The organism is Corynebacterium felinum (genome assembly GCF_030408755.1).
Taxonomy (GTDB): domain Bacteria; phylum Actinomycetota; class Actinomycetes; order Mycobacteriales; family Mycobacteriaceae; genus Corynebacterium; species Corynebacterium felinum.
Genome location: NZ_CP047209.1, coordinates 2,252,200 through 2,266,108 on the forward strand (window position 1 = coordinate 2,252,200; position 13,909 = coordinate 2,266,108).

The following is a 13,909-nucleotide window of genomic DNA, read 5'->3' on the forward strand; positions in this document are numbered from 1 at the left end:
ACTTATGAAAGTATAACCACTTGAAGGCTTATTCGTTAAACCATCCACAATCATGCCCATGACCTGCTGATTTGTGCTGTTTTAAAGAACCGTTGTATAGTTTTCCTCGTTGCCAAGGAGCGCAGCAGAAAGAAAAGTTCTTCTTTCTACGCAGTACTTCTTCAACAGCCACTATTCCCCCATAGCTCAATTGGCAGAGCATTCGACTGTTAATCGAAGGGTTACTGGTTCGAGTCCAGTTGGGGGAGCAACACAGCCCCAGTCAAAGAATTTCTTTGACTGGGGTTTTTCGCACCTGCCCCTCGCGCGCTATCTGGCCATCCCCTCACGCAAGCCTTCGATACACCTCAAGAGACACAGGTGTTCGTTTCCGCTACGATCTACCAACCAGCTGTGTGGATGAAGCTCGCGCACAGCTCAACAAACGCATGCACGGGGTTGTTCAACTCGAAACAAAACTGCACAGACCTTGAGCTGCCCTTTTTAACACTGGTCACCCTGATCCATTGTGTTTACGACATCCACCCCCAATTCGTGTAGCTGTTCTCACAGTGCCACTGAAAGCACCGATAAGCATTTAATATTGAAGTAATTGTCCACCTTGAACATAAAAAGAGGTTCCTGTGTCTGAACTCAAACCAACTTTCACCGACGTGAAATCACGCAAAATCGTCACTCGGCTGATTGAAGAAAATACCTTCGAATACCTTGCTGTCGAGCGCATCAGCGAAGACGGCACCACCGCTGAGCAGATTTTGCAGCTCAACATTTACGATGCGAAGCGCCTTGCCCAAGCGTGCGAAACTTTCATGCAACGCAGTATCGCCCGTAACTTCGCTGAGTTCTCCGGCCACCTCACCCCCACCGACCGCGCCGATATCCTCAACGAAGACGCCTAAACGCGTCGTTATCGCACACACATCCTGCCTCACGTGAGTCCATGAGGCAGGATTTTTATGTCCCAGCCCAGCGCTTACACAACTGGGCTGAATCTATACGCCACAGGCCACGCTGGCGTGGCACCCACTTTGGTAGAGTGTGGTGGAAGTCCCCCGCTTGTGCTTGCTATGGGGATGAGTTCACAGTTTCGCTCAACGTTGTCGCGGGCAGTTTCGCAACTGTATCCCCGTGTGACTGTTGTTATTTAAAGGAGCAGTTGTTCACCATGATCCAGTTCGTCATCGGCGCCGCCGCAGGCTACGTTTTTGGAACGAAAGCGGGGCGCAAGCGTTACGAACAGCTCAAAAAAGGTTACCAAGCTGCGGTCAACTCGCCTGTGGCAAAGCAGGCAGTCAACGTTGCTCGTAAAACTATCGCTGACAAACTCGATCCACAGCCGAGGATGAAGGAAATTAAAGACCTCGGCAAGGACAAAAACACCACCATTTTGGAGCCTGATCGGGACTAACAGCACCAAAACGTGGCTGAGGCCACACCCCATACTCTGATGGTTGTATAACTATCCACGGTAGAATACACAAGGTTAGAACCTTGATAGATCTTTGAAAGGCTCGGTCTTTTTATAATGGCACGTACTTCCCGTTCTTCTCTTCTCGCCGCAACTGCTGTCCTCACCGCTGGTGTTGTTCTTGCAGCCTGCACCCCTCCCGGTGAGGTAGATTCTGACAAGAAGATTGACACTGCTGTTGAAGGCAAGGTTGTCACCGCTCCTTCTTCTGCTGACGCAATGGCACCTGCTTCCACCGACGCTGAGGAGCCTGCCGCTGAAAACGTCAAGGTTTCGGCCTCCGCAACCCAGCTTGCTCAAGGCGATGCCCTGACCGTGGAACTGACCGGCCTGAATCCTAAGGTTGGCTACTACACCGCTATCTGTGCTGCTGGCACCGCTGAAGGCGAAGTTCCTGCATGCACCGGCACCCTGACCGATCCTGCAACCGCCGCATGGATCACCAACTCCGGCCGTGGCACCACCACTATGAGCGCTGAGGGCGCTGCAACGGTGAACATCACCGCCACCGCTAAGGGCGACAACGTTGACTGCACAACCAATGAGTGCGTGATCAAGGTCTTCGGTGATCACTCTGAAGGCTTCCGCAACGTCGCTGAGCTGCCTGTCACCTTCACTTCTTAGAGCATTTCGCTTATTCCCTCTCCCCCACCTTGTGTGTATCGTCGCTACTGCGAAGCCCACTGCCAGTGCGCTTGACCACCGCGTTGACACTCAAGGTGGGGGTTTTGTTCTACTAGAATCTGCCCCTTCAGTGAAAGTCACCTTGTGGAATACAACGATCTTATTCCCGAACTAATAGTCACCGATATTGAAAAGTCCCGCTGGTTTTACTGTGATCTACTGGGGTTTACCGTTGAATATGAGCGCCCCCAAGAAAAATTTCTGTTCATTTCACTCAGAGGCATTCAGCTCATGCTTGAACAAGGCAGCCACCACGAACTAAGCACACTGAGTTACCCTTTCGGCCGCGGTATGAACCTCACCTTCGGGGTACCAAACATCAAGGACGTCTACGCCCAATTGATCGCAGCGAACTATCCTATCCATCGCCCCTTGGAACGCCGCGAATTTCAGGTTGATCAACACGTGGTCACCCCTCAAGAATTCGCCATCCTTGACCCTGACGGATACTACATCCGTATTTCTGACTAGCAACACAAACCCATCACTACAGGCTAAACCGCCAGCAAGCTCCTACCCGAGATTCAGCTTTTCCGCGCAGAAAACGAGTGCCGACAGTGTTGGTCAACTCTGCGTTCACTTGTGTTGCAGAAAATTTCTTTCCATACAGCACTCCCAAAACAATCGCACGACACATGACCAGGCAGGTCCTCACCCCCAAGCCTGACCCCACTTTTGCTGCGTCAAAGGTGAGTATGCAACGCCACTGGGTTCAGACGAAATACTCAGACACATGCTTGAGGGCAGAAAACCTCGTGCGAAACCCCAGCCCGTGGCTACAGGGGCGTGGCGAGTGGAACGTCAAGGACATGCACGCGGGAGCGAGGGGGTGTATTCAGAGTGGTGTGGGATCATGAAAATCACGCTGCTCTTCAACACGTGTGTGTTTATGTGTTGGGTATTGCTTGAAGCTTCGACCACGATCTACTCGCGAGTTCACCAGGGCACGTAGTAAGGACTTCAGTGCATCACAGATGCTTTTGTGCTGTGATGAAAAACTAGGATCACCTTCATGGCTTGCATTTTTGCGAGCTAACCTTCAACCTCACATTCGTTTGAGCACGGAAGTCGGATTGTGACTCAAGTGCGTGGTGTTGAGCGCATTCACTCTGTGATCGTATGTGCATATCTAGCACTGTGCTGAGTAGCGATAGAAGGCTTTGGAAATATAAGAGAAATATTAATTCGACATAGAGCAAGTGCTACCTGCAAAACCGCAGGTCAATTTTTCACTTGTGTGCTGAAAGTCGAATCAGTATTTTTGAATCAATCCCCACATATTTATAGGCATGCTTTTCGGCCACGGTGTACAGGACTTTCTCGCCACATCACGACGATCACGCTTCAGTGCCCTGTCGGCTCCTAAGCCTTCTTTTGAGGATGCAATTTCGTGATGAGAAAACCTCACTGAAACACGCGCTGCAACAGTTCCCGGCGCGCCTGCTCAAGGGCAACGAGATCGGCGAACATCACGTTGTAGGTGGCTTCATCTTCGCTGGGACGCATGCGCTGCAGTTTGCTTTTTAAAATGGCAATCTGATTGCCCACGCGTTGTTCATGCAGGCGCGATAAGGTGCGGTCGGTGTGTTTGACCAAAGTGTCGGGGTCAGTGACATCAATAGTGAAGCCTTCGACGACCAGCTCAGACACCACGCTTTTGCCTACGAGATCGTGAACATTGTCGGTGATGTGTGCCAGGAATTGATTATCAGCGGCAGCACACCCGCCGGTGGCGATAATCGCGTTGAAAATGGCTCGGTACGTTTCGTTACTGAAGGCGTCTTCAGGAAGCCCATCGAAATAGTGCCCAGCAAACGCGGGGAATTGGAGCGCGAGTTTCAAAGATTCGCGCTCCGGCCACAGGCGGGGTTCCTTCGGATCGGGGTGGGCCATCATGGCTATAGCGGTGTGCGGGGTGTTGGATTCAAAACGTTTTGCCCGTTTTACCTCGTGACGTCGCTTCGGGTTGCGCGCAGCTTGACGCACTTGCTGCAGCACCGCGCTTTCATCATGCCAGCCCACCCAGCCCGAAAGCTGACGTGCATACTCAGCCTGAAGTACGTGATCCTTAATGTCGGCAACGATGGGAACTGCGCGTCGTAAAGCTTGCAGCCTGCCCTCAGCGGAATCGAGTGGGTATTCGGCGATGATAGTGCGAATAATGAACTCAAACATGGGCACACGGCTGGCGACGAGATCGCGCACAGCGGCGTCGCCTTTCTTCAGCCGAAGATCGCAAGGGTCCATGCCTTCGGGGGCAACAGCAACATAAGACTGCCCCGTGAATTTCTGATCCCCATCAAAAGCACGCATAGCTGCTTTCTGACCTGCTTCATCACCATCAAAGGTGTAGATCAATTCACCGCGGAAGTAGCTATCATCCAACATGAGTCGACGAATCATTTGCAAGTGTTCCTCGCCAAAGGCGGTGCCACAGGACGCCACTGCAGTCGTGATGCCGGCAGCATGCATCGCCATCACATCCGTATACCCTTCCACCACTACACACTGGTGTTTGGTGGCGATATCTTTTTTCGCCATATCGAGGCCGAAAAGCACCTTCGACTTTTTATACAGCATGGTTTCGGGCGTGTTCATATACTTGCCCAAGTTGTCGTCGTCGAAAAGTTTGCGGGCACCAAAACCGATCACATCACCGGAAGTGTTTTTAATCGGCCACAACAAACGGCGCCGGAAACGGTCAACGGGGCCGCGCTTACCCATAGTGGACAACCCCGCTGCTTCCAACTCCTGAAAGCTAAACGATTTCAGCAAATGCTTCGTCATCGTATCCCAGCCGTCCGGGGCATACCCGCATTCAAACTGGTAAATCTGGTCTTTAGCAAAGCCGCGATCGAGCAGGAAACGGCGCGCAGTTGCCGCCGCAGGGGTTTCCAGCTGCTCCCGGTAGAAGCGGTGCGCGGCGCGGTTAGCTTCAATCAGGCGTTTGCGCGTACCAGGCTCCACACGCGGCGCACCGGTGGAACCGCCTTGATAGTTGATCTGATAGTGAATTTTCTCCGCCACTGCCTCGACCGCTTCGGGGAAGCTTAAATGCTCAACCTCCATGAGGAAGGTGAAAACATCGCCGCCTTTTCCGGTGGAAAAGCAGTGAAAGTAGCCATGATTGGGGCGCACATGAAAAGAGGGAGTTTTCTCATCCTTAAACGGGCTTAGGCCTTTGAGGCTGTCGGCGCCGGCGGATTTGAGTTGGACGTATTCGCCAACGATTTCTTCAATCGCTGCCTGCTCGCGAATTGCTTGGATATCTGTATCCGGTATGCGTCCTTTGCCCATAACGGATAAGTCTAACAAACCACCCCAACGAGGCCCGCCAGCACCTGTTTTCAGCGCCACTTTTGCGCGTATCGACGCCGAAACCCCCGTCACCTGCATCGGCAACGGGGGGAGGAAACTCAACGTGGACACACGCAGCGAGTGCTCAGCCCACGATGTCGGGCTTATTCGACTGTGACAGATTTCGCGAGGTTACGAGGCTGATCCACATCATAACCCTTAGACTTCGCCACCTGGGCTGCGAAAATCTGCAATGGAACGGTGGCCAACAATGGCTGCATCAAGGTTGGGGACTGTGGAATACGGATGACATGATTGGCATACGCTTCCACCGCAGTATCGCCCTCTTCAGCGATCACGATGGTCACCGCACCGCGGGCACGCACCTCTTGAATATTGGACACTACCTTCGCATGCAAGGAATCGCGGCCACGAGGGCTCGGCACAATAATAAAGACCGGCTGCCCCTCCTCCACCAAAGCGATCGGACCGTGCTTGAGCTCACCAGCAGCGAAACCTTCAGCATGGATATAGGCGATTTCTTTCAGCTTTAACGCGCCTTCCAGTGCCACAGGATAACCAACATGGCGACCAAGGAACAGAACGGAGGTAGTCTCACCCATCGCGGTTCCCAAATCCTTAATCTGATCCTCGTGTGCAAGCACCTCAGCGATCTTCTCTGGGATTGCGCGAAGCTCGTCGAGAACACGATTGACCTCATCAGCAAACATATTGCCGCGCAGCTGTGCCAAATACAGGCCCAGTAGGTAGGAGGCGGTGATCTGCGCTAAGAATGCCTTGGTGGAAGCCACAGCAATTTCTGGGCCTGCATGTGTGTAGATGATCGCGTCGGACTCACGCGGAATCGTCGCACCATGAGTGTTGCAGATAGCAATCACCTTGGCACCTTGTTCACGTGCATGGCGCACAGCCATGAGAGTATCCATGGTCTCACCAGACTGGGAGACTGCCACCACGAGAGTCTTCTCATTCACAATGGGATCGCGGTAGCGGAACTCGTGTGCCAACTCCACCTCGGTGGGGATGCGACACCAGTGCTCAATGGCGTAGCGGGCAACCTGGCCGGAATACGCGGCGGTGCCGCAGGCAATCACAATGATCTTGTCAATACTGCGCAAAATGGACTCGTCGATACGCAATTCATCCAAGGTCAGCTTGCCGTTTTCATCCAACCGACCCATCAACGTATCACGCACAGCGGCGGGCTGATCGTGAATTTCTTTCTCCATGAAAGAATCGAAACCACCCTTTTCAGCGGCAGCAGCATCCCACTCCACACGGAACGGTTTGCCTTCAGCCACGCCACCGGAAAAATCAATGATCTGGTAGCCGGAAGGAGTGATGGTCACAATCTGATCATTGTCCATCTCCACCGCATCCTTGGTGTAATCGATGAAACCAGAAACATCAGATCCCAAGAAGTACTCATCTTCACCCACACCAATAACCAGTGGGGAGTTACGGCGGGCAGCAACAATTCGTTCGGGGAAATCCGCATGCACAGCCAGCAGCGTGAATGCGCCGTCGAGAAGCATGCAGGTGCGACGCATCGCCTCGGTGAGATCACCTGCGGATGCAAGCTGATCAGCAAGTACACTGGCAGCAACCTCGGTATCAGTTTCCGACAGGAAGCTAAAGCCTTTAGCCATAAGGTCTGCTTTAAGCTCGGCAAAGTTTTCTATAATACCGTTGTGTACTACAGCCAATTTGCCGCCAGCAACAACGTGGGGGTGTGCATTCGCGTCAGTAGGACCGCCGTGAGTTGCCCAACGAGTATGCCCAATTCCAACGACAGCTTCTGGCAGCGGTCGGGCCGCGATCTCCGCCTCCAAAGCCGCAACCTTGCCTGCTTTTTTGCGCCAGTGCACACCAGAATCGTGCACTAAAGCCACACCTGCCGAGTCGTAGCCACGGTATTCTAGGCGACGCAAGCCCTCAAGTACCACGTCAAGAGCAACATAATCTCGGCCGGCACGATCTGCCTGACCCACATATCCAACGATTCCACACATAAAAATAAGGGTACTTGAGCAGCCGACAATTTTTCATTACACCTGCTTACACGCGTGTCATTTCTCTTTACACCCCCAACGTTGACAAAAAGTAAGTCTCGTCCGCTTCACCCTGACACTCGCCTCAACCACTTCCTCCACCACACACCATCCCCTCATTTCCCCCTTTTTCTTCTTAACAGTTCATTCACACAGCTACGCAGAACTCACTCTCACAGGTTGAACATGACCGCCCTGTATTCACAGCCAACAATCAGATTTTTTCTTAGCCTCTCCACACCACTGAAGCACACCACTGTCCCATTTCTTCTCACCATCCCTGCACGAAATCAGCATCAGTGCACTGAATCAACCCCTCTTTAGCATCCAGAATAGCTTTGTTTTTCACGAAAAAATCCACAAAAATAGCTAAACTTCAGCTCAATAATTTTTGAGATAAAACTTAAACAACAATCAACTATTCGGCCACACCCCTATCCTTACTCAACATCCGGCACCCCACCTCCATCACCCACATCACATTCCATGACCCCCCACATCACGACCGATGCGACACAATACCCCCAAATCACCCCCATCAAAGGTGAAGCATCCACGAATATACCCTCACCCCCACCACATCCCCGCCCGAACCCCCGCCACGCAACTACACCCAAGTTTACCCAAGACCCCCACAGGACACATGCCCTTACCCATTCACAACCATGACAGCCCCATGCGGATTACACCACCTCAAATTACAATCCCCACCCACCAGGAAGGACGCCCTAATTTTCCCAGCTAGAGACCCACACTCACCATATTTAACACAGATGGATAAATATATAAAATATAGGGCATGAACCGAAAATAGTGGACACGACCCGTTTCGAAATAGACTCACTCCCTTTTAGGCCCATTCCCCCAAAGTCCACGAGATAGTTGTTAAACACCCTGAAAACATGCGCTAAACACCTACTTTCCAACGGCTGTGCGCAAGAAGATTATTTCCTGTTGCAGAACTGAAAATATGGCAGAATATCAGCCATGGCTAAGCGCACGAAACTTTCAGCAGTAGCAGGCGGCCTGCTCCTTGCAGCAGTGGCCGCCTATTTCGGCATAAACCCGTCTGATTCGTCCACCCAAGAATTCAAAACGTCCACCCAATCCGTGGCCAGCACCACGGAAATCAATGCCGCCCCAGCTACCCCACATCAGGCAGAGAAAAAACCCGCACCTGCTTCAGCAACTTTTCCGAACAACGCCTTTGACTTCTGCTACGTGAAGGATCTTCCTTCCGAGGCAAAAGACACCATCGACGATATTTTGCGGGGCGGCCCCTTCGACTATCCCGATAACGATAGTCGCCGATTCGGCAACTATGAAAAGGAGCTACCGCCGAAAAATCGTTCCTACTACCGGGAATACACAGTAGAAACCCCAGGTCTCAACCACCGCGGACCCAAAAGGATTGTCACTGGTGGCGGTAGTGAACAAGACCCTGAAAAGTGGTATTACACGGAAGATCACTACCAAACGTTCTGCGAGATTCCCGACGCCGAAGCTCCCACAAACTCATAACAATTCCCCCCACCCCCTTCATATCCAGGTGCTGTGCTTAGCTGAAACTTTATGCACCTAGATTTTCTTTACCCACACCCCAACACACCTGCCACGCGCACTGTGCGTGCACTACGCTGTGACGACGTCGTCAGTAAATACACGCACCTGACCGCACCATGCAGCAAAGCACTCAACGCCTCATCGTATCTCCTTTTCAACACGTCAACGTGTCTGATTATCAGGAGTCAGATCCCCTTCATGCTGTCGCAGCACAGCTTGCCTGCACCCATCCATGAAACTCCTGCGTTCTAGCTGTAATAGCTGCTGAGATCAGCCGAATGCTTGGCTAATCGCTCAAGTCGTGATTCGGTCATGGATGCGATCTGATCAATGAACACCCGCTGTTTTTCCGCATCAGTGTTGGCGCGTTCATAAAAATGCACGAAAGCGGGGTCAAGAGCACCAATGCCACCAGCATTGAGATAGTCGAACACTCGGAAAATGCGGTCGCGTTGGCGATTCTGGCGTTCCAAATGTTTCGGATCATCCATCACATACAGCACAGCCAAGGTTTTCAGTAGCGTCACTTCCGCCATGACCTGTTCAGGCACGAAAAGGTTACCCTCAAGCCGGCCAATCGGGGCGCCGTTGCGAAGCTTCGTATGCTCAACTACTGCCCCCACGTAGCGTCCAACAAGTTCGGAAGTCATTGCTTTGAGCTCACAATAGCCACGGAAACTACCGCGAAAGTCCGCTGCACGCTGCACAACATGCAGCTCCCTCAAATAGCCCGCCGCATCGATGAGCTCTTCCGGATTGCCACCAAATGCTTGAGCACCTTTATCGGCGAGTTGAGCCAGCTCAACAAAGTCCCACAACACCCCGAGGTTAATGCGCCCTGCAACGATGCCATCTTCCACGTCGTGCACCGAATAGGCGATATCGTCGGAAAAATCCATTGTTTGGGCTTCCATGCTGGCGCGTTGATCGTCATGCCCGCGCCGCACCCAGTCGAGGATGTGGGCGTCTTCGTCGTAGCAGCCGTATTTCTTGTTGGTGCCGCCGTCGGTACGCGTGTGAGTCACAGGATATTTACACGCAGCGTCAAGGGCGGCGCGGGTGAGATTAAGCCCGAAGCTATGGCCGGTTTCATCCACTACCTTAGGTTCGAGCAGGGTGAGAATCCTTAAGGTTTGGGCATTTCCTTCAAACCCGCCACAGTCAGCGGCGACGTCATTCAACGCCCGTTCCCCATTGTGCCCATAGGGCGGGTGCCCAATATCGTGAGTCAGTCCCGCCATTTCACACAGGTCGGGATTCAACCCTAGGGCCGAGCCGATTCCGCGGGCAATTTGGGCAACCTCCAGCGAATGCGTAAGTCGGGTGCGCGGGGTATCCCCATCCCGTGGCCCCACTACTTGGGTTTTGTCTGCGAGTCGACGCAATGCTGCCGAATGCAGCACCCGCGCACGATCCCTGGCAAAGGGTCCGCGTTCATCATCGTGGGCAACAAGAGTGCTGTGTTTATCGGTTTCTGCGCACCGACGTTCCCAGTCCGAGGTTTGGTAGTTAAATCCGCTAATTTTTCTCTATCTTTCCACAACGAAGCAGCACTATAAACACTGGCAAGAAACAACAAACTCACCGATTCCGGCAGGAATCCTACCAGGAAGCCTTATTCACCACGCCGCTGAGCCTACCCTAGCGCGCCCACGCAGTGATCATGAGTTTTCATGCGACAAAAGTTCACACTCGTGAAAGTCACCGACGTCATTAAAGGTAGCAATCCTGATGTACCTATGTGGGGAGGTGGGAAAATACCGGAGTGTTGTGCCCTCGCCAAGCCACGCATCATATTTTAGGCCGTCATTTTTCTCATCTGCTCGTGACGGGCTTTCCGGCTGGGTCGCAGAACGCCTTGGAGGCGTCGACACGCATCTTCCACAGCTCGCGCCGCACGAAAACCGGCAACGAACTCGATGCCTAACACCATGAGACCACCAAGCTCGTGCATCACGCTAAACATCGTCACTCGGTTATGCGGGGTGGGTGAACTCACCGCATCGATGCCCAGTAAGCGGGCACACAGCTCGGCACGCACACTATGCTGCGGGTCGGTGACAATCAACACCCGGCCGGTGAGATGCTCCCTAGCAGCCTCAAGCGAGGAACGAGTATCATTGCCCTCCTCCACCATGATTAAGCAGTCGGGATCGACGCCGTTTTGCACCAAAAATGTTCGCCCCACCGCTGCTTCTGTGTAGGCGTCACCGTCCAACTTTCCACCCACGGTGACCACTGTTTGATATTCGTGCATCTGCCACAGCTGCTGCGCCCACCGCAGCCTGCCTGCGAACTGGCGGGACGGCACACCGTTATATTGCGCGGTCCCGAACACAAGAATTGTGTTAAAGCGCCCGCGCCGATTCTTCGGCCGAATCCTCCCGCGCACCAGCACCAGCGCCGCTGGGCAAAGCGCGAGAACGGCCAAGCTTAGTGCCACCTTACCCCCATGTGTGTGACGTCGCCGCGTGCGAGTAGGCAGCAGGTTGTGGCGTGTATGCGCTGGGAATGCGTTCATAGTGTGCAAGTCTAATCCCCTGTTGGCGTGCGGTTGCGTTTTTGCGCATCTTTTCGCGCTTATGTGGCGTTTGGGGATGTGCGAGCGGCTTTCCGTTGCTTCCTGGTGCGTGTTGTGCAGTTTAAAAAAACTTGCTTTGTGTCGTGGTTGGGTATTCTGTGAAAGTATGAACTCCCGTTTTGGACGTATTTTTCTTGCCACCGTCGGTTGCTGTGGCGCCGCCACTTGTTGTGGTGTGTTGGCAGCCCCTCTTTTTGTCGCGCATGCCCAGCAGGTTTCGTATTTAGCTGAGGCTCCTGAGGCGTATTCGGATATTGTCACTGACTTGCGGGGCCAGTTAAGCCCTGAAGAAATAGACAAGATCACGGATGCGGCGGCTGCGTATTCGATGGAAACTGGTGGGCAGTTCCGTTTAGTGTTGGTCAATGATTTTGATGGTCTGACACCCGAGCGTTGGACGGAGGAGGTACTCAATCGAATTGGGGCGGGCCCGAACGATGTGGTGATGGCTGTGAGCACAAACCAGTTTGGTTTTACTGGTGGTTCAGGCTTTAGTGATGCTGATTTGGATCGCATGTGGAATGCGTCTTCCCAGCCGTTAGCGCAGCGTGATTTCGCGGGTTCTGCCATTGGGCTTCTCGACGCCGCCAGCAACGCTGGTGGTGGTGCGGTGTCCGATTCGCAGCCGGGTTCTGCTACCTCGGGTTCTGCGGCATCGTCTGGGCAGAGCACTGGTTCCGCGTTGTGGACTGTGGCTGGCTTAGGTGCGTTGGGGGCGACCGGCGGCGGGTTGTATGTTGCAAGTCGTCGGCGTCGCAAGCAGGATTCTTTGGCGGTACTTGAGCAGGCACGTTCCTTGGATCCGGCTGATTCGTCTTCGCTTGCACGATTGCCGTTGGACACGTTGGAGTCCTTGGCTCAGGAGGAGTTGGTGAGCACGGATGAGTCGATTAAGAATGCCCGTGCTGAGCTTGATATTGCGATTGCGGAGTTTGGTGCTGAGCGCACTCGGAGTTTTACTCGTGCGATGAATCATTCAACTCAGACGCTGCAGAAGGCGTTTGGGTTGAAGCAGCGCCTTGACACTCAGCAGTTCGCGGGCGAGATTGAGCGCCGGGCGTTGCTGGTGGAGATCATTTCTTCTTGTGGTCAGGCTGATGATGCGCTTGATGCTGAGGCGGTTAATTTTGCCCAGCTGCGTGATCTGTTGGTGAATGCCCCCGCTGCTTTAGATAAGGTGACGCAGGCTTCGGTGGATATTACGGCTCGCATGCCTGCGGCATCAGTGCTGTTGGAGCAACTGAAGAGCGACTATTCTGCGCCGATGATTGCCCCGATTGCGGATAATGTTCAGCTTGCTCAGGCTGCGCTGGATGAGGCGAATCGCCAGCTCGATCTTTCCCGCACGTTGCTTGCGCGCCCCGCGGGTGAGCAGGGTGGGCTTGTCGACGCCGTGCGCTTGGCGGAGCAGGCTGCGGCGAAGGCGGATCAGATGTTGGCAGCGATTGAAAACGCCCAAGCGGATATTACTCGCGCCCAGGTGGGTATTCCTGAGCTGGTTAAGGAAGTCCAATCGGAAATCGACGAGGCTGTGGCGATTCGGGCGAAGGGACAGTCATTGGGCACTGCCATGAATTGGGATTTGGTGGATGGCACGATTGCCCGCGCCCGCACTGCGGTGGAGCAAATCAATCCGGATGATCCGCTGTCCACGTGGGCGACGTTGACTGATATTGATGCCCAGTTGGATGAGCTTCTTGATCAGTTGCGTCAGGGCACTGCAAGCCATGAGCGCATGTTGCAGGTGTATACGCAGCAATCTGGTGTGGCTACGGCTCAGATCCGGGCTGCCCAAGATTTCATTTCGGCTCGTGGTCGCGTGGTTAAGGCGGGTGCGCGTACGAAGTTGGCTGAGGCTGAGCGCGCGTTTGCTCAAGCTGAGGTGAATCGGAATAAGAATACGCGTGAGGCTATCAATTTTGCCCGTGAGGCTGCAAGCTTGGCGCAGCAGGCGATGCGTTTGGCGCAGCGTGACGATGATGATTACCGTCGTCGCCATTCCTCTTCGAATAACACCACTGGTGCGATGATTGCCGGCATGGTGATTAATGAGCTGCTGAACTCTGGTCACCGTCATGGTGGTGGTTTCAGCGGCGGATTTGGTGGTGGCGGTTCCCGCGGTGGCAGCTTTGGCGGCGGTGGGTCTCGTGGCGGTAGCTTCTAAGCCACGCACTTTCGCGCAACGCTACTGCCCTATAGTTGTGAACAACACAGGTGGGTTGCTTTCGACCACGAGCGGGGCTT

10 protein-coding genes and 1 tRNA gene are annotated in these 13,909 nt (G+C 53.7%); 7 read left to right on the forward strand and 4 right to left on the reverse strand.

Translation table 11 applies throughout. The features are described from left to right. The first annotated feature begins 175 nt into the window (after positions 1-175). The 5 genes from CFELI_RS09565 (at position 176) to CFELI_RS09585 (ending at position 2,623) form a co-directional block, all read left to right on the forward strand. A tRNA-Asn gene (locus tag CFELI_RS09565) sits at positions 176-248 on the forward strand. Positions 249-623: 375 nt separating this feature from the next. After that, positions 624-899 carry a cg0963 family protein gene (locus CFELI_RS09570; protein ID WP_277104857.1) on the forward strand — a complete coding sequence of 92 codons (276 nt, stop codon included), beginning with the start codon at positions 624-626 and terminating at the stop codon, positions 897-899. Between the two features lie 266 nt (positions 900-1,165). Continuing rightward, positions 1,166-1,408 carry a hypothetical protein gene (locus CFELI_RS09575; RefSeq protein ID WP_277104856.1) on the forward strand — a complete coding sequence of 81 codons (243 nt, stop codon included), beginning with the start codon at positions 1,166-1,168 and terminating at the stop codon, positions 1,406-1,408. Between the two features lie 117 nt (positions 1,409-1,525). Then, on the forward strand, positions 1,526-2,092 hold the full coding sequence (locus CFELI_RS09580) for a neocarzinostatin apoprotein domain-containing protein (protein WP_277104855.1): 567 nt from the start codon (positions 1,526-1,528) through the stop codon (positions 2,090-2,092). A gap of 144 nt (positions 2,093-2,236) precedes the next feature. Further along, positions 2,237-2,623 (forward strand): bleomycin resistance protein, encoded by a 387-nt coding sequence (locus CFELI_RS09585; protein ID WP_277104854.1) that lies wholly within the window; start codon positions 2,237-2,239, stop codon positions 2,621-2,623. Between the two features lie 933 nt (positions 2,624-3,556). Here the strand turns inward: CFELI_RS09585 and dnaG are convergent. Next, entirely contained in the window at positions 3,557-5,449 is a 1,893-nt protein-coding gene (dnaG, locus tag CFELI_RS09590) for a DNA primase (protein ID WP_277104873.1), read from the reverse strand. A gap of 164 nt (positions 5,450-5,613) precedes the next feature. Then, positions 5,614-7,482, reverse strand: coding sequence for a glutamine--fructose-6-phosphate transaminase (isomerizing) (gene glmS, locus CFELI_RS09595; RefSeq protein ID WP_277104853.1), 1,869 nt, complete (start codon positions 7,480-7,482; stop codon positions 5,614-5,616). A gap of 1,026 nt (positions 7,483-8,508) precedes the next feature. Here glmS and CFELI_RS09600 point away from each other — a divergent pair. After that, positions 8,509-9,042 (forward strand): guanyl-specific ribonuclease, encoded by a 534-nt coding sequence (locus CFELI_RS09600; RefSeq protein ID WP_277104852.1) that lies wholly within the window; start codon positions 8,509-8,511, stop codon positions 9,040-9,042. Between the two features lie 290 nt (positions 9,043-9,332). On the opposite strand, the gene CFELI_RS09605 is transcribed toward CFELI_RS09600, so the two are convergent. Both CFELI_RS09605 and CFELI_RS09610 read right to left on the reverse strand, forming a co-directional pair. After that, entirely contained in the window at positions 9,333-10,607 is a 1,275-nt protein-coding gene (locus CFELI_RS09605; RefSeq protein WP_277104872.1) for a deoxyguanosinetriphosphate triphosphohydrolase, read from the reverse strand. A 275-nt stretch (positions 10,608-10,882) separates the two neighbouring features. Further along, positions 10,883-11,605 (reverse strand): YdcF family protein, encoded by a 723-nt coding sequence (locus tag CFELI_RS09610; RefSeq protein ID WP_277104851.1) that lies wholly within the window; start codon positions 11,603-11,605, stop codon positions 10,883-10,885. Positions 11,606-11,771: 166 nt separating this feature from the next. Here CFELI_RS09610 and CFELI_RS09615 point away from each other — a divergent pair, with 166 nt between their 5' ends. Beyond that, positions 11,772-13,829, forward strand: a complete 2,058-nt coding sequence (locus CFELI_RS09615) for a TPM domain-containing protein (RefSeq protein ID WP_277104850.1) — start codon at positions 11,772-11,774, stop codon at positions 13,827-13,829. Positions 13,830-13,909 lie beyond the last annotated feature (80 nt).